The organism is Pectobacterium betavasculorum, from assembly GCF_000749845.1.
Taxonomy (GTDB): domain Bacteria; phylum Pseudomonadota; class Gammaproteobacteria; order Enterobacterales; family Enterobacteriaceae; genus Pectobacterium; species Pectobacterium betavasculorum.
This window is the reverse complement of record NZ_JQHM01000001.1, coordinates 251,685-275,297: the sequence shown is the minus strand read 5'-3', so window position 1 is coordinate 275,297 and position 23,613 is coordinate 251,685. Positions and strand designations below refer to the sequence as shown.

At 50.2% G+C, this 23,613-nt stretch carries 22 protein-coding genes, 2 tRNA genes and 2 other RNA genes; 2 read left to right on the top strand and 24 right to left on the bottom strand.

Features of this window, described 5'->3' with window-relative positions:
* Positions 1–195: 195 nt before the first annotated feature.
* Positions 196–678 carry a YjaA family stress response protein gene (locus KP22_RS21380; RefSeq protein ID WP_231566842.1) on the top strand — a complete coding sequence of 161 codons (483 nt, stop codon included), beginning with the start codon at positions 196–198 and terminating at the stop codon, positions 676–678.
* Here the strand turns inward: KP22_RS21380 and KP22_RS01250 are convergent.
* The 24 genes from KP22_RS01250 to sdhC form a co-directional block, all read right to left on the bottom strand.
* On the bottom strand, positions 598–1,314 hold the full coding sequence (locus KP22_RS01250) for a DUF554 domain-containing protein (RefSeq protein ID WP_039302130.1): 717 nt from the start codon (positions 1,312–1,314) through the stop codon (positions 598–600). The two genes, KP22_RS21380 and KP22_RS01250, sit on opposite strands and share 81 nt — an antisense overlap.
* A 234-nt stretch (positions 1,315–1,548) precedes the next feature.
* Positions 1,549–1,678, bottom strand: a non-coding RNA gene (locus KP22_RS21375) — RtT sRNA.
* Between the two features lie 118 nt (positions 1,679–1,796).
* Positions 1,797–1,872: transfer RNA gene (locus tag KP22_RS01245), tRNA-Lys, on the bottom strand.
* A 51-nt stretch (positions 1,873–1,923) separates the two neighbouring features.
* Positions 1,924–2,039, bottom strand: a non-coding RNA gene (locus KP22_RS21370) — RtT sRNA.
* A 15-nt stretch (positions 2,040–2,054) separates the two neighbouring features.
* A tRNA-Lys gene (locus KP22_RS01240) sits at positions 2,055–2,130 on the bottom strand.
* A gap of 175 nt (positions 2,131–2,305) precedes the next feature.
* Positions 2,306–3,082 carry a cell division protein CpoB gene (cpoB, locus tag KP22_RS01235; RefSeq protein ID WP_039302126.1) on the bottom strand — a complete coding sequence of 259 codons (777 nt, stop codon included), beginning with the start codon at positions 3,080–3,082 and terminating at the stop codon, positions 2,306–2,308.
* Between the two features lie 9 nt (positions 3,083–3,091).
* Positions 3,092–3,604 carry a peptidoglycan-associated lipoprotein Pal gene (pal, locus tag KP22_RS01230; protein ID WP_039302122.1) on the bottom strand — a complete coding sequence of 171 codons (513 nt, stop codon included), beginning with the start codon at positions 3,602–3,604 and terminating at the stop codon, positions 3,092–3,094.
* Between the two features lie 40 nt (positions 3,605–3,644).
* Positions 3,645–4,937 (bottom strand): Tol-Pal system beta propeller repeat protein TolB, encoded by a 1,293-nt coding sequence (tolB, locus tag KP22_RS01225; RefSeq protein ID WP_039302119.1) that lies wholly within the window; start codon positions 4,935–4,937, stop codon positions 3,645–3,647.
* A gap of 138 nt (positions 4,938–5,075) precedes the next feature.
* Positions 5,076–6,251 carry a cell envelope integrity protein TolA gene (tolA, locus tag KP22_RS01220; RefSeq protein ID WP_039302116.1) on the bottom strand — a complete coding sequence of 392 codons (1,176 nt, stop codon included), beginning with the start codon at positions 6,249–6,251 and terminating at the stop codon, positions 5,076–5,078.
* 64 nt (positions 6,252–6,315) lie between these two features.
* Positions 6,316–6,741, bottom strand: a complete 426-nt coding sequence (tolR, locus tag KP22_RS01215) for a colicin uptake protein TolR (protein WP_005973933.1) — start codon at positions 6,739–6,741, stop codon at positions 6,316–6,318.
* A gap of 12 nt (positions 6,742–6,753) precedes the next feature.
* Complete coding sequence (tolQ, locus tag KP22_RS01210) at positions 6,754–7,440, bottom strand: Tol-Pal system protein TolQ (protein WP_039302113.1); 687 nt, start codon at positions 7,438–7,440, stop codon at positions 6,754–6,756.
* A complete protein-coding gene (ybgC, locus tag KP22_RS01205; protein WP_039302109.1) occupies positions 7,437–7,841 on the bottom strand; it encodes a tol-pal system-associated acyl-CoA thioesterase in 405 nt (134 codons plus the stop codon). The genes tolQ and ybgC overlap by 4 nt, the downstream gene beginning before the upstream one ends.
* A gap of 133 nt (positions 7,842–7,974) precedes the next feature.
* Positions 7,975–8,268, bottom strand: coding sequence for a cyd operon protein YbgE (ybgE, locus tag KP22_RS01200; protein WP_039302106.1), 294 nt, complete (start codon positions 8,266–8,268; stop codon positions 7,975–7,977).
* On the bottom strand, positions 8,265–8,381 hold the full coding sequence (gene cydX / locus KP22_RS21365; protein ID WP_011092952.1) for a cytochrome bd-I oxidase subunit CydX: 117 nt from the start codon (positions 8,379–8,381) through the stop codon (positions 8,265–8,267). Before cydX ends, ybgE begins: the two co-directional genes overlap by 4 nt.
* 16 nt (positions 8,382–8,397) lie before the next feature.
* Positions 8,398–9,537, bottom strand: a complete 1,140-nt coding sequence (cydB, locus tag KP22_RS01195; protein WP_039302102.1) for a cytochrome d ubiquinol oxidase subunit II — start codon at positions 9,535–9,537, stop codon at positions 8,398–8,400.
* A gap of 13 nt (positions 9,538–9,550) precedes the next feature.
* Complete coding sequence (gene cydA, locus KP22_RS01190) at positions 9,551–11,119, bottom strand: cytochrome ubiquinol oxidase subunit I (protein WP_039302099.1); 1,569 nt, start codon at positions 11,117–11,119, stop codon at positions 9,551–9,553.
* A 731-nt stretch (positions 11,120–11,850) separates the two neighbouring features.
* Positions 11,851–12,723, bottom strand: coding sequence for a succinate--CoA ligase subunit alpha (gene sucD / locus KP22_RS01185; protein WP_039302096.1), 873 nt, complete (start codon positions 12,721–12,723; stop codon positions 11,851–11,853).
* Entirely contained in the window at positions 12,723–13,889 is a 1,167-nt protein-coding gene (gene sucC, locus KP22_RS01180; RefSeq protein WP_011092948.1) for an ADP-forming succinate--CoA ligase subunit beta, read from the bottom strand. Before sucC ends, sucD begins: the two co-directional genes overlap by 1 nt.
* A gap of 196 nt (positions 13,890–14,085) precedes the next feature.
* Entirely contained in the window at positions 14,086–15,312 is a 1,227-nt protein-coding gene (gene odhB, locus KP22_RS01175; protein WP_039302092.1) for a 2-oxoglutarate dehydrogenase complex dihydrolipoyllysine-residue succinyltransferase, read from the bottom strand.
* A gap of 15 nt (positions 15,313–15,327) precedes the next feature.
* A complete protein-coding gene (gene sucA, locus KP22_RS01170; protein ID WP_039302089.1) occupies positions 15,328–18,135 on the bottom strand; it encodes a 2-oxoglutarate dehydrogenase E1 component in 2,808 nt (935 codons plus the stop codon).
* Between the two features lie 276 nt (positions 18,136–18,411).
* Positions 18,412–19,128, bottom strand: a complete 717-nt coding sequence (locus tag KP22_RS01165) for a succinate dehydrogenase iron-sulfur subunit (RefSeq protein WP_039302086.1) — start codon at positions 19,126–19,128, stop codon at positions 18,412–18,414.
* Between the two features lie 16 nt (positions 19,129–19,144).
* Entirely contained in the window at positions 19,145–20,911 is a 1,767-nt protein-coding gene (gene sdhA / locus KP22_RS01160; protein WP_039321884.1) for a succinate dehydrogenase flavoprotein subunit, read from the bottom strand.
* Positions 20,911–21,258 (bottom strand): succinate dehydrogenase membrane anchor subunit, encoded by a 348-nt coding sequence (gene sdhD, locus KP22_RS01155; protein WP_039302079.1) that lies wholly within the window; start codon positions 21,256–21,258, stop codon positions 20,911–20,913. Before sdhD ends, sdhA begins: the two co-directional genes overlap by 1 nt.
* On the bottom strand, positions 21,252–21,641 hold the full coding sequence (gene sdhC, locus KP22_RS01150) for a succinate dehydrogenase cytochrome b556 subunit (protein ID WP_039275597.1): 390 nt from the start codon (positions 21,639–21,641) through the stop codon (positions 21,252–21,254). The genes sdhD and sdhC overlap by 7 nt, the downstream gene beginning before the upstream one ends.
* A gap of 651 nt (positions 21,642–22,292) precedes the next feature.
* Here sdhC and KP22_RS01145 point away from each other — a divergent pair.
* Positions 22,293–23,579 carry a citrate synthase gene (locus tag KP22_RS01145; protein WP_039321881.1) on the top strand — a complete coding sequence of 429 codons (1,287 nt, stop codon included), beginning with the start codon at positions 22,293–22,295 and terminating at the stop codon, positions 23,577–23,579.
* The last annotated feature ends 34 nt before the right edge of the window (positions 23,580–23,613 follow it).

Below are 23,613 nucleotides of genomic sequence, written 5' to 3'. Positions count from 1 at the left end.
ACTCGGGTTGGAACACCTGATACTGATTCACTACCAGTATTGGAGTTTTTTATCCTAAACAAAATACCGAAAACCTTGCCCAAAGTCGCGGTGTTTTTTCCATAAAATCGACCATTTTGTTTACTATGCTTAAAATAATAATGTGAGATGCGTGGATGGTATTATCAGCAGAAGAGAGACAAGGAGAGAAATGGCATGGCCAGTCTCTATATCAGAATATATCGCGATACTTTGACCGTCAGAAACGTGGACTCTAAAAAAGAGATGACCGAGCAACCAGAAGTGCCTTTTACCACCACGCGCTTACTGCTCGGGCAGATGATTCCTGCGATGAAACTATTGGATCGACTTGTGCGCAAGGTAGCGGCTAAACGACTGGTTGATTTGTTTTACTCACACAACGTCATCATCCATCCCATGGAGATGAATGAAGGCGGCCATAGTCAGGTAGAATTTGCCAGCTATATTGAGCTAGCCAAGAGCATCAGCCCGCAAGGAAAGCATATTTATGTGTGCAGCAAAAATATGCCGCTTACCGATCAGGAAGTTATACAAATTTTTAGCGGCGACATGCCTTCGAACGTCAGACGCTGCGCTTTAGGCGAGGAACCGATGCCAGTACAGAGAGATAGGAATAACCAGAACCAAAGCAGGCAGGAAGTTAACTACCGCAAATGATTTGATCTGCGCAATCCTCAGCCCTACTGCAATCATGATAATCCCGCCACAGGCAGAAAAATCGCCCATCGTGACCTCGGTCATAAAGGGCATAATCAATTTGGCGGAGAAAAACAACAGCGCCTGGACAATCATCTGCGGTATTGCTATCGACATCACTGCAAGACCAAGCGTGATGGAAAAAATCAGCGCGGTGAAAATATCCAAAGCAGATTTAATAATAAGCAGTTGGTAATCACCCGTTAACCCTTCCGTCAACGCCCCAACCACGCCTGTACCGCTGGCACAAAACAGAACAATTAGCGCGGTAAAATTCTGCGTATAAACATCCTGCGGTAAGCGGTGCTCCTGTGCAGGCAGAACGCGGTTTAATCCTTTCTGAATCATCGTACCCGCCCACTGGACACCGGATTCCATGCGTAGCAGTTCGCCTAACGCAACACCAATCACGATAGCCAGCGCCACCGCTGGCAGTTGCTGAACTTTAACAACCAGCGTGATACCCATTGCAATCGATACCATCGCAAACGCGGGAGGCAGACCATCCTGCAAACGTTGAGGGATAAAACGACGTAAAGCAATGCCCAGACCACTACCAATCAAGATAGCGGCACCATTAATCAACGGACCAATCATATATCTTCCTAAACAGGGCTATACACGCTTCCCTGTGGCAATGACTCCACCCCTGCTCGATAGGATTAGAAAACAGCTCCTGACGGGTTATATAGTCCATAGAGAGGGCAAAGACCTAATATACTCCAAAGACTTAACGAGCAGGGAATGATAATGGTTTTATCTCATCAGCACGACACGTGCGATAGTCATCTTAAAGTGAATTTATTCGAGGAAGGGATACCACTGCTGAAATGGTGGGTCGTGCAGGATGACTCGGCCTTCGGCCTCACCCCTTCGGGGTCAACGCTAACGCGTTGCTGTCTCGCTTCGCTCGGCTCGAACCTGAGCGCAGGTTATTCGTCTTATTCTAAGACTCACCCTTACAGGGCCAACGCAAGCGTTGTTCAAAACCATTTTCAATAGTTTTGTCTCACCTACACGACACGTGCGATATATTACTTAAAATGAATTTATTCGAGGAAGGGATACCACTGCTGAAATGGTGGGTCGTGCAGGATTCGAACCTGCGACCAATTGATTAAAAGTCAACTGCTCTACCGACTGAGCTAACGACCCGCAATGCGGAACTGCTTTGATACTTATCAAGACTACAACTGCGTTCGAAATTGGTGGGTCGTGCAGGATTACTCGCCCTTCGGGCCAACGCCTTGGCGTTGTTCAAAATCGATACTGCCGATTTTGTCGAACCTTTCGGTTCTCATCCATCACGATTCAACATCAACTATCAAACTTGAAATTGGTGGGTCGTGCAGGATTCGAACCTGCGACCAATTGATTAAAAGTCAACTGCTCTACCGACTGAGCTAACGACCCAATATCATGCTGCTTTAGCGTTTTGCTGTTTGCCTTGGCAACGGCGGCACATATTACTGATTTAAATTTTCAGCGCAACCTATTTTCTTAAAAAACTGTTTGATTGCTTACTCTTAAGACGTTTAGGCACAAAAACCGCCCATGATGCGCAATTTTTGTGCCAATTAATACGGTATTACGATCCCGCTAAACGCTTTTGCGCCTGCTTTGCACTTTCCGTATTGGGATACATTTTTACAACTTGCTGGTAAACGGCTTTAGCTTTATCAGCCTGACCTTTTTCCTGCATGATCACCCCAACCTTCAGCAAGGCTTCGGAACTTTTTGGTGACTTGGGATAATTTTTGACAACATTGGCGAAATAGTACGCCGCATCGTCCTTTTTCCCTTTGTTGTAATTCAACTGACCAAGCCAATAGTTAGCATTAGGTTGATAGGTTGAATCGGGGTATTTCTTGACGAATGCCTGAAATGCGCTGATAGCCTGATCGTACTGTTTTTTCTCCAGTACGAGTGCGGCTGCGGCATTGTAATCACTATTGGCATCACCCGTACTGGCCGGTGCCGCCGTATTGGCAGCACCGGTGTCAGTACCCGCAGCAGCGGCAGATGTGCCACCTGCCGTCGATGTAGAAGATGATTGCGAACTTAATCCATCAATCTGCTGATAGATCTGTTTCTGCCGTTCAACAACCTGATTCAACTGATACTGACTTTCCTGAATCTGCCCACGGAGGCTGTCAATGTCACGTTGATTATCAGAGAGCTGCTGTTGAAGTTGGGTTAAAAGCTGACTGTGAGCGTTAGAAATACGCTCCAATTGAGTGACACGGTCTTCGACCGAGCCTGAGCCGACATTACTGATTGGCGCTTGGGCAGTAGCGGCCCAAGGGACCGCTACGCCAACCAGTAACGACAGACCCAACAGGTGACGTCTGAAGTTACTGCTCATGCGATTCTCTTAATATACCAGAACGGCACGACGGTTTTTGGCATAAGCCGCTTCGTCATGACCGAGAACAGCGGGTTTCTCTTTACCGTAAGAAACGATAGAGATCTGATCGGAAGAAACGCCTTTACCTTGCAGGTACATTTGTACCGCGTTGGCACGACGCTCACCCAGAGCGATGTTGTATTCTGGCGTACCGCGTTCGTCCGCGTGACCTTCGATAGTCACTTTGTAAGACGGGTTGCTACGCAGGAATGCAGCGTGTGCGTCCAGCATCTGAGCGAATTCAGAGCTCACATCGTACTTGTCCAGACCGAAGTAAACGATGTTGTTGCGCTGTAATTCTTGCATCTGCAAACGAGCTTGCTCAGAAGAAGACGTGTTACCGCCGTCCATCATGCCGTTGTTGCCAGCAGCACCCATGGAAGATTGGTCATTGTCCGCATTCTTGTTGGAACTACAAGCGGCCACTGCCAGTACCGGCAGAGCCAACATCAGGCCTTTCAGCACTTTATTGAATTGCATTTCTTATGTCCTTTGACGAGTTTATTGTACATATCTGTACTTATAGATACGGCGACCAGGCAGGGAATTTAACCTGTCCATCAGTAGCCGGAAGACGCGCTTTGAAACGTCCATCTGTCGAAACCAGCTGTAGCACTGAACCCAGCCCTTGTTTGGAGCTGTAGATCACCATCGTGCCATTAGGTGCGATACTTGGCGTTTCGTCCAGGAACGTGTCCGTTAACACTTGTACGGCACCCGTTACCAGATCCAGTTTGGAAATATGCTGAGCCCCACCATTAGAACTCACCGTTACCAAAAATTTCCCGTCGGCGCTCACATCAGAGTCCTGATTCTGAGAACCTTCCCAGGTCACACGCTGTGGAGCACCGCCGTTAGCATTAACTTTGTAAACCTGAGGACGACCAGCCTGGTCTGAAGTATAGGCCAAGGTCTGGCTGTCAGGGAACCAGGTTGGTTCCGTGTTATTGCTGCGGCCATCAGTCACCTGACTGATTTGCCCCGATCCCAGATTCATCACATACAGGTTCAGGCTACCACTCTTAGACAGAGCAAACGCCAGTTTGCTGCCATCAGGAGAGAAAGAAGGCGCACCGTTGTGACGAGGGAAAGACGCAACCTGACGGATCGCGCCATTTGCCAGCGTTTGGATAACCAATGCTGAACGGCCGCTTTCAAATGTCACATAAGCGAGTTTGCTGCCGTCTGCGGACCAGGCTGGAGACATCAGCGGCTGTGGTGAGCGGTGAACCACAAACTGGTTATAACCGTCGTAGTCGGCAACGCGCAGTTCATAAGGGAACTGACCACCGTTGGTCTGCACGACGTAAGCGATACGGGTACGGAAAGCACCTTTAATACCACTCAGTTTTTCAAACACTTCATCACTGGCCGTGTGCGCAGCATAGCGCAACCACTGTTTAGTCACTTTGAACTGGTTCTGAGCCAGTACGTTCCCAGGATTACCCGACGTATCGACAAGCTGGTAAGAAACCAAATAGCTACCATCAGCACTCGGTTGAACCTGACCAACAACAACGGCATCAATGCCCAACGCCGTCCATGCCGCAGGCGTCACTTCAGATGCCGTTGCAGGTTGCTGTGGCATACGGTTTGCATCGATCGGGTTGAATTTACCACTGTTACGCAAATCAGCACCTACGATGCCGCCTACGTCTTCAGGCGCAGCACCCGGCCCGGCCCATTTGAACGGAACCACGCCGATAGGACGTGCAGAGTCTACCCCTTGGGTAATCTCTATACGTACTTCCGCGTGCAGCGCCGCTGCCCACAGGATTAAAAAGCTTACTGCAACTTTCAGTACTTGCTTCATCTCATCTCCCTTATCCAGACGCGAAGTCTACGATAAATTAGCAGAATTTTAACAAAAACAAACCAATGTCAACAAAACTACATAACCTGGTTTATTTACCATCGTAATAATCTTAAATCTATTGGGTAAACAGCCCGGTTACTGCGGTTTAAAATCTATCGGCGCATTTTTGAAAGCCTCATAAACATCCGTACTTGGTGGCTTCGGTATTTTAGCCTGTTTGGCAGCCGCGATAGCTGCCTGGCACAACGCCGGATCGCCACCTTCTGCCGTGACATCAATCAGCAAACCATCTGGCGCCAGCTTAATCCGTAATGTACAGGTGCGCCCTTTGTAAAGCTGCCAATCATAAAACTTGCTCTGAATGGCTGAGCGAACCTGACCACCATAACTGTCGAGCGCCGCACCTGATGCACCGCTCTTTTTATTGTTACCGGTTCCCGCAGGTGCTCCTCCGCCAGATTTCGGCGCATTTTTCGATGAAGCCAGCCCGCCCAGTAAATCATCAACGGCGCTTTCCTGCTTAGCGGCTTCTGCTGCCGCTTTCTTTTTCTCATCAGCCGCTTTCTTGGCCGCTGCGGCCGCTTCTGCTTTTTTCGCTGCTTCAGCATCAGCTTTTTGCTTAGCCGCCTCGGCTGCTGCTTTTTGTTTAGCCTGTTCAGCCTCTGCGGCTGCCTTTGCTGCTTCAGCTTTGGCGGTTTCAGCAGCCTTCTGTTTAGCAGCTTCGGCGGCTTTTTCCTTGGCCTCTTCTTCCGCCTGTTTCTTAGCCGCAGCGGCCGCAGCCGCTTGTTTCTTCGCTTCGTCTTCCGCTTTCTTCTTAGCGTCTGCCGCAGCTTTTGCCTGTTGTTCAGCTTCGGCCTTCGCTTTCGCAGCAGCGGCTTCGGCTTGCTTCTGTTGTTCTTTTGCCTGCTGAGCCGACGCTTCAGACTGCTTACGCTGCTCAGCCTGCTCCTGAGCCTGCTTTTTCGCCTCTTCCTGCGCTTGCAGACGCTCTTTTTCCAGCTCTTTCAGGCGTTGTTGCTCAGCAGCTTGTTTCTGTTGGAGCTCTTCAGCCTGCTGCGCAGCCTGCTTTTGACGCAGCTGTTCAGAACGTTTCGCATCCGTCTGCTGCTGCTGCTGCCGATTATACTGCTCTACCACCGCGCTCGGATCGACCATCACTGCATCAATTGACGAGCCTCCGCCGCCCCCGCTGGCATCCATCGTTTGCGTCGACGAACTCCAGAGCAGCAAAGCAATCAGTATGATGTGCAAAACAGCCGAGATAATAACGGCGCGTTTCAGCTTATCGTTTTGTTCGTTTGCCTTTAGCACAAGCGATTCCCAAAAACAGTGTTGCCAGAAATAGGCTTAACGATCATTACCGTGATGCGCTCATTTAAATCGGTTGCGTCATCAAACCAACGGATTTTACGCCAGCCTGATGCAACAAATTCAACGCTTTAATGATCTCATCATAAGGAACATCCTTCGCACCACCAATCAAAAAGACCGTCTTGGGGTTGGTTGCCAGTCGTGATTGTGCTTCTGCAACCACCTGCTCTGCCGGAAGCTGTTCCATACGGTTTTGTTCAACAACCAGGCTATATTGTCCTATGCCTGAAACCTCTACGATCACGGGTGGATTGTCGTTACTGGAGACCGTTTTTGAGTCGGTCGCATCAGGCAGATCCACCTCGACGCTCTGCGTAATAATCGGCGCTGTCGCCATAAAAATCAGCAACAGCACCAACAGCACGTCCAGTAACGGGACAATGTTGATCTCGGATTTCAGCTCACGACGACCTCTGCGTACTCGTGCCATGATCCCCCCTGATTACTTGCTGTTGTCGCTGGAGAACGCCTGACGGTGCAGGATCGCGATGAACTCTTCGGTAAAGTTGTCGTAATTCTGCTCAAGTTTGCCTACCCGCTGGCTCAGGCGGTTGTACGCCATGACCGCAGGAATCGCAGCAAACAGGCCGATTGCCGTTGCAATCAAAGCTTCGGCAATACCAGGCGCAACCATTTGCAAGGTTGCCTGCTTCACGGCGCCCAGCGCGATGAAAGCGTGCATAATTCCCCAAACGGTACCGAACAGGCCGATATACGGGCTGATAGAACCCACGGTTCCCAAAAAGGGAATATGCGTTTCCAGCGTTTCCAATTCACGATTCATTGAAATACGCATTGCACGGGACGCCCCTTCCACTACGGCTTCCGGCGCATGGCTGTTAGCACGATGCAGCCGCGCAAATTCTTTGAAACCTGAATGGAAGATTTGTTCAGTGCCCGTCAGGCTATCGCGACGACTCTGGCTTTCCTGATAAAGACGCGACAATTCGATGCCCGACCAAAATTTGTCCTCGAACGCTTCAGCCTCACGCGTCGCCGCATTCAAAATTCGAGTACGCTGAATAATGATCGCCCAGGAAGCGATAGAAAAACAGATTAAAATCAGCATGATTAGTTTGACCAGAAGGCTTGCCTTCAGGAACAAATCAAAAACGTTCATGTCAGTCACTGCTTGAACTCCGCGACAAAAGACTTAGGAAGCGCAATCGGCTTCATTTGATGTGGATCGATGCATGCGATCAAAACTTCAGCATGGCTTAGCAGGGTACCGTGAGCATTGAGAATACGCTGTGCGAAAGTCATAGAAGCACCACGCAGCGAGATAATCTCGCTTTGCACTTCCAGCATGTCGTCAAGGCGAGCAGGAGCAAGATACTCCACCGTCATCCGACGAACAGCAAACGCGACATGCTCGCTTAACAAAGCTTGCTGGTGAAAATTGCTCTCACGTAACGCCTCAGTCCTTGCCCTTTCATAAAAGGCAACATAGCGCGCATGGTAGACAACGCCACCTGCATCAGTGTCTTCAAAGTAGACTCGAACTGGCCAGCGAAACAATGAATGACTCACTCTACATCCCAGTAATGCATTAAACCTCGCTACTATACGCAAGAGAAATGAGGTTTGGAATGGATTGTGACAGCGGAAAGAAAATAATTATGGGCTGCAAGCAACCCATAACGAAATGGAATAGGAAGCTATTTTAACCGAAGAAATAGTACAATCCTGCGCACAGGATCACAAAGGCGGGAAGTGGTGCGAAAAACGCTCGCCAGAGCAGACGATGTGGACGGAAACCGACGCCATGAACAACGCCAGCGCAAACCGCCCAAATCAATAGCAGCCCCTGCCAAACCGCGAGTTCACTGGTACGCGCCGCAAAGCGCGTCGGATCCCAGAATACACAGCCAGCCAGTAGTAACGCCATGATAAGGGAAAGAGCCCTTATCGGGCTCTTATCCATCAGGCGATAGAGTTTATCGACCAGATCACTCATTGCTTATCTTCTTCAGCCGCTTTGCTTGCCTCACTCTGCTCAATAGCCAGGGCCGTAATGATCCCCAGTGAGCAAGCAAGAAGCGTTCCGAGTATCCAGGCAAAATACCACATAAATTTAGCTCCTTACTTAGTACATAGAGTGAGTGTTTTGCTCAATCTGCTCTTTGGTAATGCGACCGAACATCTTGTAGTAACACCATGCGGTATAAGAAAGCACGATAGGAACGAATATAATCGCAACCACTGTCATCACTTTCAGCGTCAGCAGGCTCGATGTCGCATCCCATACCGTCAAGCTGACGTTAGGCATCGTTACTGACGGCATGATGAACGGGAACATAGCGATCCCAGCAGTCAGAATCACACAAGCGATAGTCAGAGAAGAGAACAAGAATGCCCATGCCCCTTTCTCTGCGCGCGCCATGAGGGTCGTCAACACAGGTAACACCACGCCCAGCACGGGGATAGCCCACAATACCGGATGGTTGTTGAAGTTAACCAACCAGGCACCCGCCTGCTGAACAACTTCTTTACGCAGTGGATTAGACTCAGCCGCCGTGTTAATCGCAGAGGTCACCACATAACCATCAATACCGTAAATCACCCATACGCCAGCCAGAGCAAACGCCACCATCATGACCAATGCAGAAATCTGCGCGGCAGATTTGGAACGCACGTGCAGGTCGCCAGTGGTCCGCATCATCAGGTAAGTTGCCCCCTGAGCAAGAATCATTGTCAGACTCACTACACCAGCCAGCAAGCCAAACGGGTTCAACAGTTGGAAGAAGTTTCCGGTGTAGTACAGACGCAGATACTCATCGACGTGGAACGGCACCCCCTGCAACAGGTTGCCAAACGCTACACCAATGACAACCGGCGGGACAAAGCTACCAATGAAGATGCCCCAGTCCCACATTCCACGCCAGCGCGGATCTTCGATTTTTGAACGGTAATCGAAGCCGACAGGACGGAAGAACAACGAGGCCAGCACCAGAATCATGGCAATGTAGAAACCGGAGAACGCGGCAGCGTAAACCATCGGCCAGGCAGCAAACAGCGCACCACCTGCGGTGATCAACCATACCTGGTTACCGTCCCAGTGCGGAGCAATACTGTTAATCATGACACGACGCTCAGTATCCCCACGTCCCATCAGACGAACCAGAATGCCCACACCCATGTCAAAACCATCAGTGATGGCGAAGCCAATCAGCAAAATACCGATCAACAGCCACCAGATAAAACGTAAGACTTCATATTCAAACATAGTGGACTCCTGTTTACCGTGCTTCCTGCGCAGCTGCTATAGGTTGTTCAAAATGGTAGCGCCCCGTTCTCAGGCTGCTCGGCCCCAAACGTGCGTATTTGAACATCAGATACATTTCTGCAACCAGGAAGAGCGTATACAGACCACAGATCAGCGCCATTGAGAACAGGATATCCCCTGCGGTCAGTGATGACGTCGCGACGGCCGTTGGCAGTATTTCACCGATGGCCCAAGGTTGGCGGCCATATTCAGCGACAAACCAGCCAGCTTCGATAGCAATCCACGGCAGCGGAATACCATACAGCGCGATCCGGTGCAGCCAGCGTTTCTGACCAATTTTGCCACGCAGGACGGTCCAGAAAGACAGGCCGATGATCAACAGCATCAGAATGCCGCAACCCACCATGATACGGAATGAGAAATACAGCGGTGCAACGCGTGGAATAGAATCTTTAACCGCCTGCTTAATCTGCGTTTCTGTCGCATCAGAGACTTTCGGCGTATAGCGTTTCAGCAACAGGCCATAGCCCAGATCTTGCTTAGACTGATCGAATGCTGCTTTAACCGCTGGGTCGGTGTTGCCTGCACGTAATTCTTCCAACAAATGGTAAGCCTGCATACCATTACGAATACGCACTTCATGCATCGCCATCAGCTCTTTCAGACCGGTGACTTCTTTGTCAGTCGAACGAGTGGCAATTATCCCCAGAGCGTAAGGAATCTTGATGGCATAGTTATTTTCCATCGTGTCCTGGTTCGGGATGCCGATCAGCGTAAAGGATGCCGGAGCGGGCTGAGTTTCCCATTCGGCTTCAATCGCTGCCAGTTTGGTTTTCTGCACGTCACCCATTTCATAACCGGATTCATCACCCAGTACGATAACGGACAGCACAGAAGCCAGACCGAAGCTTGCTGCAATGGCGAATGAACGCTTAGCAAAGGCAATGTCGCGGCCTTTCAGCAGATAGTAGGAACTGATGCCCAGAATGAACATCGCGCCAGTACAGTAACCTGCTGCCACTGTGTGAACGAATTTCACCTGCGCAACCGGATTCAGTACCAGATCGGCGAAACTCACCATTTCCATACGCATGGTTTCGAAGTTGAAATCCGATGCGATAGGATTTTGCATCCAGCCATTGGCGACCAGAATCCACAGTGCAGAGAAGTTAGAGCCCAGAGCAACCAACCAGGTTACGGCCATATGCTGCACTTTTCCTAGACGGTCCCAACCGAAGAAGAATAAGCCAACAAAGGTCGATTCCAGGAAGAATGCCATCAGGCCTTCAATCGCCAGCGGTGCGCCGAAAATATCCCCGACGTAGTGAGAGAAATATGACCAGTTGGTCCCGAATTGAAACTCCATGGTCAATCCGGTAGCGACCCCCAGAGCGAAGTTAATTGCGAATAACTTGCCCCAGAATTTGGTCATATCTTTATAGATTTGTTTGCCGGACAGCACATATACCGTTTCCATAATCGCCAGCAAAAACGCCATCCCCAGCGTTAATGGTACGAATAGAAAATGGTACATTGCGGTTAAGGCAAACTGTAAACGTGACAGTTCGACTACATCAAACATTTTGACTCCTTGCTCCTCGCAGGAAGGGATTAGCTTGCAAACGCTGACAAGCTGCCAAACATCCGGCCATGACACCCAAAAAGAACACAACAAGAATTGCTTTAACACAGGCTGTAAAAAACGCTAAAAATACCGTTCACCAAGGCAGTCACACTGTGACGCCCTGACAGCAAGCTCAAGATAAATCACAAGTATTACAAATAGCGTACCCCGTAAGGAGGTAGCCGTATATTACGCCTGTAATCCCCTACAATAAATAGGTTTTTACGTGACCCAGACTAGGTTTTTGGCTTCAAATCAACTTTTCCACTAAATAACGCGGAAGACGATAATTGACCTCGCGCAATTTAAGCCTATTTCAGAAATTATATCCAGAGGCGTTTTTTGATCTAAAACAATTTAACGCTTTTCTCGTGATTGGTGCGTTGCATTAATTTCTTTATTGCGCTCATTGTTAATGCAATGTGACTTTTAGGTTTAATTAAAATTAATTCAGCAATATAATCTTCACTTTCCGTTATCGATTATCCACATACAATAAAGCGCATTTTCTTTATTCTGTTTTCTGTATGATTTTTCTTATTTTATTACTTATCCTTTCGTTTATTTATTGTTTCCGAATTGTTGCGAATATTAACGCTACTTTCTCTTATTTTATCCTCTTGAATGCCATCTTATTTTTCATAAAAAAGCCACCCGAAGGTGGCTAGCGTGTTTAATCGAATAACCGATTAACGTGTTAATATTGATTTTACTGCATCGCCGATATCCGCCAGGCTGCGAACGGTTTTAACACCCGCCGCTTCTAACGCTGCAAATTTATCGTCAGCGGTGCCTTTACCACCGGCGATGATGGCGCCAGCGTGGCCCATACGCTTACCTTTCGGTGCCGTCACACCCGCAATGTAGCCGACAACCGGTTTCGTCACGTGCTCTTTAATGTAGGCAGCCGCTTCTTCTTCCGCCGTACCGCCGATTTCACCGATCATCACGATGGCTTCCGTCTGCGGATCCTGCTCAAACAGCTTCAGAATATCGATGAAGTTAGAACCTGGGATCGGGTCGCCGCCGATACCCACACAGCTGGACTGACCCAGACCCGCATCGGTCGTTTGCTTCACGGCTTCATACGTCAGGGTACCAGAACGAGAAACGATGCCCACTTTACCCGGCAGGTGAATATGGCCCGGCATAATACCGATCTTACATTCGCCCGGTGTGATCACACCTGGGCAGTTCGGGCCGATCATCCGCACGCCGCTCTGGTCGAGTTTCACTTTCACCGTCAGCATATCCAGCGTCGGGATACCTTCGGTGATACAGATGATCAGCTCGATACCTGCGTCAATAGCTTCCAGAATGGAGTCTTTACAGAACGGTGCCGGAACGTAGATAACGGATGCCGTTGCGCCCGTCGCTTCTACCGCCTCACGCACCGTATTAAATACGGGCAGACCCAGATGTTCCGTGCCGCCTTTACCTGGCGTCACACCACCGACCATTTGCGTACCGTAAGCAAGTGCTTGCTCAGAGTGGAATGTCCCCTGACTACCAGTAAAACCCTGACAGATAACCTTGGTATTTTTATTAATCAGAATGGACATTATTTATCTCCCGCTGCTGCAACAACCTGCTGAGCTGCACCCGTCAGGCTGGTCGCAGCAATAATATTCAGGCCGCTATCCGCCAGTTTCTTGGCACCCAGTTCCGCATTATTTCCTTCAAGACGTACCACAACCGGCACGCTAACGCCCACTTCGGCTACCGCGCCGATGATGCCGTCAGCGATCAAATCGCAACGTACGATGCCACCAAAGATGTTAACAAAGACGGCTTTTACCTTGTCGTCAGACAGGATAATTTTGAATGCTTCAGTCACACGTTCTTTCGTCGCGCCACCGCCAACATCGAGGAAGTTAGCAGGCGAACCGCCGTGCAGTTTCACGATGTCCATGGTACCCATCGCCAGACCCGCACCGTTCACCATACAGCCAATGTTGCCGTCCAGCGCAACATAGTTCAGTTCCCACTGTGCCGCATGTGCTTCACGGGAATCCTCCTGGCTTGGGTCACGCATTTCACGCAGCTCAGGCTGACGGAATAGTGCATTGCCGTCCGCGCCCAGTTTGCCATCCAGACAGATCAGATCGCCCTGCTTAGTGATAACCAATGGGTTGATTTCTACCAGCGCCAGGTCACGCTCAAGGAACAGCGTTGCCAGACCCATGAAAATTTTGGTGAACTGAGCAACTTGCTTGCCGCTCAGACCCAATTTGAAAGCCAGCTCACGGCCCTGATAAGGCTGTGGGCCTACCAGTGGATCGATGGCCGCTTTATGGATCAGTTCCGGCGTCTCTTCCGCAACTTTTTCAATTTCTACGCCACCTTCAGTGGACGCCATGAACACGACACGACGCGTACCACGGTCAACAACAGCGCCCAGATAAAGCTCTTTGTCGATATCCGTTGCCGCTTCAACCAGAATCTGATGAACCGGTTGGCCCTGCGCGTCAGTTTGATAAGTAACGAGTTTTTTACCCAGCCAGTTTTCAGCAAAAGCGCGAATGTCTTCTTTGTTGCTGACCACTTTAACGCCGCCTGCTTTACCGCGACCACCAGCGTGAACCTGACATTTTACGACCCACGGACCCGAGCCAATCTTAGATGCGGCTTCTTCTGCTTCACGCGGTGTAGTACAGGCATAGCCGGTCGGTGCCGGTAAACCATATCGAGCAAAGAGTTGTTTTGCCTGATACTCGTGTAAATTCATGATGTTCTATCCATTTAGGTTTGGAGATAAGTCGGCAGACGATTTTTCATCACCGAATCTTTCGGTAGAGAAAAACGCCATAAACTCTCTGATATATTTGGATAACGCCGTTGAGAAAAAACGGCCTGCATAGCACTTAATCTGTATTTCGGGCGGAAACCGTCAGGATTATCCGCCCAAAAGGCTACCTGTCGGACTACACGTCCAACAGCAGACGCGCTGGATCTTCCAGCATCTCTTTCACCGTCACGAGGAAGCCAACGGATTCACGACCATCGACCAAGCGGTGATCGTAAGACAGCGCCAGATACATCATCGGCAGAATAACTACCTGGCCATCAACCGCCATTGGACGATCTTTAATGGCGTGCATACCCAGAATCGCACTCTGCGGCGGGTTGATGATCGGGGTGGACATCAGAGAACCGAAAACACCGCCGTTGGTAATCGTGAAGTTACCACCCAGCAATTCTTCAACCGTCAGTTTGCCGTCACGGCCTTTCACGGCCAGCTCTTTGATACGCTTCTCGATGTCGGCCATGCCCAACGCATCCACATCACGCAGTACTGGCGTAACCAGACCACGCGGGGTAGAAACCGCAATGCTGACATCGAAATAGTTGTGGTAAACCACATCTTCGCCATCAATAGAAGCATTCACTTCAGGGTAACGCTTCAGCGCTTCAACGACGGCTTTGATGTAGAAGGACATGAAGCCCAAACGTACACCGTGACGCTTCTCAAAGGCTTCGCCGTATTGCTTGCGCAGGTCCATGATCGGCTGCATGTTGATTTCATTAAACGTAGTCAACATTGCCGTGCTGTTTTTCGCTTCCAGCAGACGTTCTGCAACGCGCTTACGCAGGCGTGTCATCGGTACGCGTTTTTCGCTGCGCGCACCCAGAGCTGGTGCAGGAGAAGCCGCCGGAGCTTCAGGCTTCGTTGCTTTACCAGAATCTTTCTTCTGGGCAGCTAAATGCTTATCCACGTCTTCACGGGTAATTCGACCACCGACACCGCTGCCTTTGATAGCCGACGCATCGAGATCGTGCTCGGCAATCAGACGGCGAATTGCCGGGCTGAGCGCGTCGCTGTTCTCTTCTTCCAGACCAGCCGTATGACGCTGTGCCGGTGTCGATTCTTTACTCTGCGATTTCTCGCCAGTTTCTTTACCGGAGCTATCGCCACGGCGAATACGGCCCAGCAGTTGGCGAGACATGACGGTCGCGCCTTCGTCTTCCAGCACGGCATCCAGAATACCGGCTTCAGAGGCTGGAACTTCCAGCACCACTTTGTCAGTTTCAATTTCAACCAATACTTCATCACGCTGAACGCTATCGCCGGGCTTTTTACGCCAGGTAGCAACGGTGGCGTCAGCTACAGATTCAGGCAGGTCGGGTACAAGAATATCTACGCTACTCATTATCTATCCTTTTATTTAATCAACGTTCAGCGCGTCATCGACCAGATCTTTCTGTTGTTTCTGGTGTACGGACATATAGCCAACGGCGGGTGATGCAGACGCCGGGCGTCCTGCGTAACGTAAAGAAGATCCAAACGGAATTACTTCACGGAGATGGTGCTGACTACAATACCAGGCTCCCTGATTCAGCGGCTCTTCCTGACACCATACGAAATCATGAACCTGGGAAAAAGGTTCCAGTGCCGCTTGAACAGCTTGATGCGGGAACGGATAAAGCTGTTCGATACGGACGATTGCGACATCTTTTTGCTCGTTCTTGCGGCGCTGTTCCAGCAAATCATAGTAGACCTTACCGGAACAAAGCACGACACGCTTCACGGCTGCCGGATCTAATTCTTCTACTTCACCAATCGCTGGCTGGAAGGAACCATTTGCCAGTTCATCCAGTGAAGAGATCGCCAGCGGATGGCGCAACAGGGATTTCGGCGACATGACCACCAGCGGACGGCGCATACCGCGCAGCGCCTGACGGCGGAGCATGTGATAAACCTGCGCCGGTGTTGACGGAATACAGACCTGCATATTTTGCTCAGCGCACAGTTGCAAATAGCGTTCAAGTCTGGCGGACGAGTGCTCTGGCCCCTGCCCTTCATAACCATGTGGCAACAGCATGACCAGACCACACATCCGGCCCCACTTCTGCTCACCGGAGCTGATGAACTGATCGATCACTACCTGCGCACCGTTGGCAAAATCACCAAACTGCGCTTCCCAGATAGTCAGCGTGCGCGGTTCTGCGGTCGCATAGCCGTATTCAAACGCAAGTATCGCTTCTTCGGATAGTACGGAATCCCACACATTGAACTCGCCCTGCCCGTTATGTACATGGTTCAACGGTGTGTAGCTGGAGCCATTTTTCTGGTTATGAACGACGGCATGACGATGGAAGAACGTACCGCGACCGCTGTCCTCACCAGATAAACGAATCGGAATACCTTCATCGACCAACGTGGCGTAAGCCAGTGTTTCTGCGCCGCCCCAGTCGAACGGTTTATTGCCAGCGGCCATTTCGGCACGGTCAGAATAAACTTTAGCCACACGAGGATGAATCTCAATTCCTTCCGGTACTTCACTGATACGTTTGGCAAGCTCCTGCAAACGTTTCATTTCCGTACTGTGCGGATAAGGCTCATCCCATTCATGATTGAGATACGGCGTCCAGGTGAAGGACTGCATATCCATCTCACGCCATTCATCGACAACACACTCCCCGGCATCCAATGCATCACGGTACAAATTGACCATTTCAGTAGCATCTTCCGGCGAGATCGTCTTTTCCTGTTCCAGACGATCGGCATACACCTTACGTGGCGTCGGGTGCTTTTTGATCTTCTGGTACATCATTGGCTGCGTTGCACTGGGTTCGTCGGCTTCGTTATGGCCGTGGCGGCGGTAACAAATCAGATCGATGAACACATCGCGTTTGAAAGCGTTGCGGAAATCCAGCGCCAAACGTGTAACAAACGCCACCGCTTCCGGGTCGTCTGCATTAACGTGGAAAATGGGAGCCTGCACCATTTTGCCGATATCGGTACAGTATTCAGTGGAACGGATGTCCAGCGGGTTGGAGGTCGTGAAGCCGATACGGTTGTTGATCACAATACGCAGCGTGCCACCGACTTCATAGCCACGCACCGTCGACATATTCAACAGTTCCTGAACCACACCCTGGCCGCTGATTGCCGCGTCACCGTGAATGGTGATCGGTAACACACGCGGGCCACTTTCACTATTCAGACGATCGAGACGCGCACGTACCGATCCCGTCACTACCGGGCTGACAATCTCCAGATGCGAGGGGTTGAACGCCAGCGCCAAATGCACCAGGCCACCAGCAGTATCAAATTCTGAAGAGAAGCCTTGGTGATACTTCACGTCACCGGTACCCAGATGTTCTTTATGCTTACCGGCGAACTCGTCGAACAGATCCTGAGATTTTTTGCCCAATACGTTGATCAGCACGTTGAGGCGACCACGGTGTGCCATCCCCAATACAACTTCGCGAGTATCGTTTGCACCCGCATGGCGAATCAATTCTTTCAGCATTGGAACCAGTGCGTCACCGCCTTCCAATGAGAAACGCTTGGCGCCAGGATATTTGGCCCCAAGATAACGCTCCAACCCTTCAGCTGCGGTTAATTCTTTCAGGAAACGGCGCTTCTCTTCTACCGTAAACGACGGCTGACCGGTTACCGATTCAATACGTTGCTGGATCCAACGTTTCTCTTCCGTGCTGGTGATATGCATATATTCCGCACCGATAGAACCGCAATAGGTGCGTTTCAGCGCGTCATACAGATCTTCCAGTTTCATCGTGTCTTTGCCGATGGCAAAAGACCCTACATTGAAGGATTCCTGTAGGTCATCCTGAGTCAGGTTATGATAATCCAGATCCAGTTCTGCCACAGGTTCCTGAGGACGCAGGAAAATCGGGTCCAGATTGGCCTGCTGATGCCCACGGAAGCGGAACGCATTGATCAACTGCAATACTTTGACCTGCTTGACATCAATATCGGGATCGGTGACAGATGAGGTAAAGCGCGAAGAGTCTTTCGCCAGACGGCGGAAATAGTCGCGCGTTTTGGAATGGAGCTGATCCGGTTTGACCCCGCTCGTAGGCAATTGCTGGAAGATCGAGCGCCAGCTATGTTCGATCGAGTCAGGATCGGTTAAAAAATCTTCATAGAGTTGCTCTATGTAGGACTGATTCGCACCCGCCAAATAGGAGGAATCCAGCCAGGCCTTCATCGCGCCGTTCTGCATTATGATCCCTTAAGCTAATAAGCTTCAGTTTTCGCCGTGGTTAACATGTAATTAGTGTCCGTATATCGTTTGCCATACAAACGGTTCACTTGTCGTACAATCGGTACGCGCTTAGGGTATCCGTCCCCCCTAAGGAACCTTTGAAAACCGGTTCTGGCGCACAAGCCGGTTTTTAAAGGTTTCCTGCGCTCCCTCTGAAGAATAGCAACTTCAGAGGGAGATACATGTTTTACTACTTAATCTTTATGCAATAACGCGTTACGTATTAACTATCGGTTATGCGCTGCGGTGGAGCAACATCGATTTAATATGACCAATAGCCTTGGTCGGGTTCAACCCTTTCGGACAAACGCTGACGCAGTTCATGATGCCGTGACAGCGGAAAACGCTGAATGCATCGTCCAGATCGTCCAGCCGTGGCTTAGTTTCTGTGTCACGACTGTCAATCAGGAAGCGGTACGCTGCCAACAGACCCGCTGGCCCGACAAACTTGTCCGGGTTCCACCAGAACGACGGGCAAGACGTTGAACAGCAGGCGCACATGATGCATTCGTACAACCCATCCAGCTTCGCACGTTGTTCAGGCGATTGCAGATGCTCACGCGCCGGCGGATTTTTCCCATTATTCAACAGGTAAGGCTTTATTTTCTCATATTGAGCATAGAACTGTCCCATGTCCACTACCAAATCACGTACAACCGGTAATCCAGGTAAAGGACGAATAACGATTTTGCTGTTTCCACGCCGTAACGCGGAAACTGGCGTAATACAGGCCAGCCCATTCTTGCCATTCATGTTAACGCCATCGGAGCCACAGACGCCTTCGCGGCAGGAACGACGAAATGAGAGCGTCGGATCCTGCTCTTTCAGCAGCATCAGCGCATCCAGCAGCATCATGTCGCGGCCTTCTTCCGCCTCCAGTTGGTAATCCTGCATCCGCGGAGCATCGTCAACATCCGGGTTGTAACGATAAATAGAAAATTCGAGTTTCATCGTTTAATCTCCGCAATTAATAAGTACGTATTTTCGGCGGGAAGGCCGGACGCAGTTTAGGCTGCATGTTCACCTCACGGCGTGTCATGCTGTCGGTTTGCGGCAGATACAACGAATGGCACAGCCAATTATCATCGTCACGCTCTGGGAAATCGAAACGGCTATGGGCACCACGGCTTTCAGTACGGAAGTTAGCCGAAACCGCCGTTGCATACGCGGTTTCCATCAGGTTATCCAGTTCCAGACACTCAATGCGTTGGGTGTTGAACTCGGTTGATGTGTCATCCAAACGCGCCTCTTTCAGGCGCTCACGGATCACTTTCAGCTCTTCCAGCCCTTTCGCCATCGCATCGCCTTCGCGGAATACTGAGAAATTATTCTGCATACAGGATTGCAGCGCTTTACGGATTTCCACCGGATCTTCACCGGAGCGGGTATTGTTCCAGCGATTGAGGCGGTCGAGAGATACTTCGATATCAGATTCGCTGGCATCACGGCTTTCGCCCTGCTCTTCCAGAGACTCTTGCAGATGGATACCCGCCGAACGGCCAAAAACCACCAGGTCAAGCAGCGAGTTACCGCCCAGACGGTTAGCACCATGGACCGATACGCAGGCAATCTCCCCCACGGCAAACAGCCCAGGAATCACCACATCCTCGCCTTTCTCATTCACCGTCAGCGCCTGTCCGCTGACTTTGGTCGGAATACCGCCCATCATATAGTGGCAGGTTGGGATAACAGGAATCGGCTCTTTAACCGGATCGACGTGAGCAAACGTACGCGACAGTTCCAAAATACCCGGCAGGCGAGATTCCAGAACATCTTTACCCAAATGGTCCAGTTTCAGCTTGGCGTGTGGTCCCCACGGGCCTTCACAACCGCGGCCTTCACGAATTTCGATCATAATAGATCGGGCAACAACGTCACGACCCGCCAGATCTTTCGCATTTGGCGCATAGCGCTCCATGAAGCGCTCACCGTGCTTATTCAGCAAATAGCCGCCTTCACCACGACAGCCTTCGGTTACTAACACACCTGCACCAGCAATACCGGTTGGGTGGAACTGCCACATTTCCATATCCTGCAATGGAACACCGGCACGCAACGCCATACCCACGCCGTCGCCAGTATTAATGTGCGCATTGGTGGTGGACTGGTAGATACGGCCGGCGCCACCTGTTGCCAGCACAGTGGCCTTCGCTTTGAAATAAACGACTTCGCCCGTTTCGATACAAATTGCCGTACAGCCGACAACCGCACCATCCTGATTCTTCACCAGATCGAGTGCATACCATTCGGAGAAAATAGTGGTGTGATTTTTCAGGTTCTGCTGGTACAACGTATGCAGCAGCGCATGGCCAGTACGGTCAGCGGCGGCGGCGGTACGTGCCGCCTGCTCGCCGCCAAAATTCTTGGATTGACCACCGAACGGACGCTGATAAATGCTGCCATCATCCAATCGTGAGAACGGTAATCCCATGTGTTCCAGTTCCAGAATCGCTTCCGGCCCGGTTTTACACATATATTCAATTGCGTCCTGATCGCCAATGTAATCCGACCCTTTTACGGTGTCGTACATGTGCCATTCCCAGTTATCTTCATGGGTGTTACCCAGCGCAACGGTAATACCGCCCTGCGCGGACACAGTATGGGAACGGGTTGGGAACACTTTAGATAACAGGGCACAGGACAGGCCCATTTGGGAGATTTGCAGTGCGGCGCGCATACCTGCGCCACCCGCACCCACAACCACTGCATCAAACTCTCTAACTGGCAAATTCATCACGCACCCCACACCACAATAGTTCCATAAATGACGTACACCAACAGCGCTACCACAATTGCCAACTGTAAAGTCAGACGTAAGGCCAGCGGTTTAATGTAGTCGGTCAGCACTTGCCACATCCCTATCCAGGCATGAACCAGAATGGAAAATAAGGTTAGCAGTGTGAATACTTTGGTGAGAGCCATCGCGAAGAAACCACGCCAGATTTCATAAGTGATGTCGCCAGCTGTGGCAATAAAGCCAATGAGATAAATTACATACAGAACAATGACGATGGCGGAAGCGCGAATCAGTAACCAATCGTGTACGCCATTGCGTCCTAACGCAGAAGCATTGCTTACCATACGAGGACTCCAGCCAGAATTGAAAGCACGACAGTAATAATAAAGGAGATATTTGCAGAACGCTTACCTGCGGCAAGGTCTTCTTCTATATAGCCAAAATCCATCAATAGGTGACGAATACCACCAACAATGTGATAAGCCAACGCGACGAGGATGCCCCAAACGATAAATTTGACGATGAAGCTATCCATAATTTCCGCAGCGCGCAGGAACCCTTCCTCTGAAGAGAGAGAAGTGCCTAACAGCCACAGTAAAATACCGACAGCGACAAAGGTGATAACGCCGGAGACGCGGTGAAGAATAGATGCTATCGCAGTAACGGGAAACTGGATCGTCTGCAATTCCAGATTGACAGGTCTTTGTTTTTTCACAGATTTGCCCACACAGCTTTTATTATTGTTTCTTCCTCCGGGCCTGATGTGAGGTCAGACAGTATGAAAGTTACAGCCCTGAGAGTGGGTTTACGATACGCGCTCAAACATCGACATTCCGGTGTCTAAACAGCGCATGATCCTTTCATACTGGGTGCTCCTACTGCAGGGTGATTCCGGAGACCTGGCGGGAGTATAGGTCCTTCACATTCCCATTACAATTCCCATACAAAGTGTTTGGTGACATTTGCCCCGAACAGTGATTTAGATCACGAATTTCACAATTTATATAAAATTAATTATCCGATTTGACAAAAGTTCAACATTTAAATTACAACTAGGGGATTGAATTCCTTATGATGTGTTAAAGCACAACGGCGGCACTTCCACACTGACGTAACTTATGTAACAGTGGGGAGAGTCCACGTAAAAGTGATAGGTAATGACTACAATCTATTCAGAGCATTGTTAATTGCCTGAAGATCGCTGATTACCTGGAGAACGAATTTTTCATCCTGAATGCGGCTATCCGCCTTACTCTGTATCCTATTTGACGACTGTGTCACAACAGAGTTTCACCGGCCATTTTTTGTCCGGTGCGCAGGCATGACGGTATTTCTTCAGTGAAAATTTTTAAAATTAAAAGCGCTAAGGAGACTGTAAATGGCTGATAAAAAAGCAACACTTACTCTAGAGGGTAAAGATCCAATTGAGCTAAATGTCCTATCTGGCACATTGGGGTATGATGAGATTGACATCCGTCCCCTCGGTTCTAAAGGTTACTTCACATTTGACCCTGGCTTTACCTCTACCGCATCTTGCGAATCCAAGATTACCTATATCGACGGTGACGAAGGCATCCTGCTGCACCGTGGCTTCCCAATTGCTCAACTAGCTGAAAAATCTAATTATCTTGAAGTTTGTTACATCCTGTTGTTCGGCGAGGTTCCGACGGTAGAGCAGTATGAAACCTTCAAGACGACCGTGACTCGTCATACAATGATCCATGAACAGATTACTCGTCTGTTCCACGGTTTCCGTCGTGATTCACACCCAATGGCCGTCTTGTGCGGCGTCACTGGTGCACTAGCAGCGTTCTACCACGATTCACTGGACATCAATATTGAGCGTCACCGCGAAATTGCGGCCTACCGCCTGCTGTCCAAAATGCCGACCGTTGCGGCGATGTGCTACAAATATTCACTGGGTCAGCCGTTTGTTTATCCAAAAAACAACCTGTCCTACGCGGGTAATTTCCTGCACATGATGTTCTCCACCCCTTGTGAAGAATATGTTGTGAATCCAGTGCTGGAACGTGCGATGGATCGTATTCTGATTCTGCATGCCGATCACGAACAAAACGCCTCGACGTCTACCGTACGTACCGCGGGTTCGTCTGGTGCAAACCCGTTTGCCTGTATCGCCGCCGGGATCGCCTCGTTATGGGGACCGGCGCACGGCGGTGCGAACGAGGCCTGTCTGCGTATGTTGGAAGAAATCAGCAGCGTAGAACACATCCCGGCGTTTATCGAACGTGCAAAAGACAAGAACGACTCTTTCCGCCTGATGGGCTTCGGTCACCGTGTGTACAAAAACCACGATCCACGCGCCACAGTCATGCGTGAAACCTGCCATGAAGTGCTGAAAGAGCTGGGCAGAAAAGATGACTTGCTGGAAGTGGCGATGGAGCTGGAACATATCGCACTGAACGACCCGTACTTCATTGAGAAGAAACTGTACCCGAACGTGGACTTCTATTCTGGTATCATCCTGAAAGCAATGGGGATTCCGTCTTCCATGTTTACCGTTATCTTCGCGATGGCACGTACCGTGGGCTGGATTGCGCATTGGAGCGAAATGCACGATGACGGCATCAAGATTGCCCGCCCGCGTCAGCTGTACACCGGCTACGACAAACGTGACTTCGCCTCCAATCTGAAACACGATTAATTCATTCCGCACGCATAACAAAGGCCGGGTTTTC

Excerpts from the sequence above, each read along its gene's own strand:
- KP22_RS21380 (WP_231566842.1), top strand. The coding sequence starts at position 196 with ATGGCCAGTCTCTATATCAGAATATATCGCGATACTTTGACCGTCAGA.
- KP22_RS01250 (WP_039302130.1), bottom strand. The coding sequence starts at position 1,314 with ATGATTGGTCCGTTGATTAATGGTGCCGCTATCTTGATTGGTAGTGGT.
- cpoB (WP_039302126.1), bottom strand. The coding sequence starts at position 3,082 with ATGAGCAGTAACTTCAGACGTCACCTGTTGGGTCTGTCGTTACTGGTT.
- pal (WP_039302122.1), bottom strand. The coding sequence starts at position 3,604 with ATGCAATTCAATAAAGTGCTGAAAGGCCTGATGTTGGCTCTGCCGGTA.
- tolB (WP_039302119.1), bottom strand. The coding sequence starts at position 4,937 with ATGAAGCAAGTACTGAAAGTTGCAGTAAGCTTTTTAATCCTGTGGGCA.
- tolR (WP_005973933.1), bottom strand. The coding sequence starts at position 6,741 with ATGGCACGAGTACGCAGAGGTCGTCGTGAGCTGAAATCCGAGATCAAC.
- ybgE (WP_039302106.1), bottom strand. The coding sequence starts at position 8,268 with ATGAGTGATCTGGTCGATAAACTCTATCGCCTGATGGATAAGAGCCCG.
- cydX (WP_011092952.1), bottom strand. The coding sequence starts at position 8,381 with ATGTGGTATTTTGCCTGGATACTCGGAACGCTTCTTGCTTGCTCACTG.
- cydB (WP_039302102.1), bottom strand. The coding sequence starts at position 9,537 with ATGTTTGAATATGAAGTCTTACGTTTTATCTGGTGGCTGTTGATCGGT.
- cydA (WP_039302099.1), bottom strand. The coding sequence starts at position 11,119 with ATGTTTGATGTAGTCGAACTGTCACGTTTACAGTTTGCCTTAACCGCA.
- sucD (WP_039302096.1), bottom strand. The coding sequence starts at position 12,723 with ATGTCCATTCTGATTAATAAAAATACCAAGGTTATCTGTCAGGGTTTT.
- sucC (WP_011092948.1), bottom strand. The coding sequence starts at position 13,889 with ATGAATTTACACGAGTATCAGGCAAAACAACTCTTTGCTCGATATGGT.
- odhB (WP_039302092.1), bottom strand. The coding sequence starts at position 15,312 with ATGAGTAGCGTAGATATTCTTGTACCCGACCTGCCTGAATCTGTAGCT.
- sucA (WP_039302089.1), bottom strand. The coding sequence starts at position 18,135 with ATGCAGAACGGCGCGATGAAGGCCTGGCTGGATTCCTCCTATTTGGCG.
- KP22_RS01165 (WP_039302086.1), bottom strand. The coding sequence starts at position 19,128 with ATGAAACTCGAATTTTCTATTTATCGTTACAACCCGGATGTTGACGAT.
- sdhA (WP_039321884.1), bottom strand. The coding sequence starts at position 20,911 with ATGAATTTGCCAGTTAGAGAGTTTGATGCAGTGGTTGTGGGTGCGGGT.
- sdhD (WP_039302079.1), bottom strand. The coding sequence starts at position 21,258 with ATGGTAAGCAATGCTTCTGCGTTAGGACGCAATGGCGTACACGATTGG.
- KP22_RS01145 (WP_039321881.1), top strand. The coding sequence starts at position 22,293 with ATGGCTGATAAAAAAGCAACACTTACTCTAGAGGGTAAAGATCCAATT.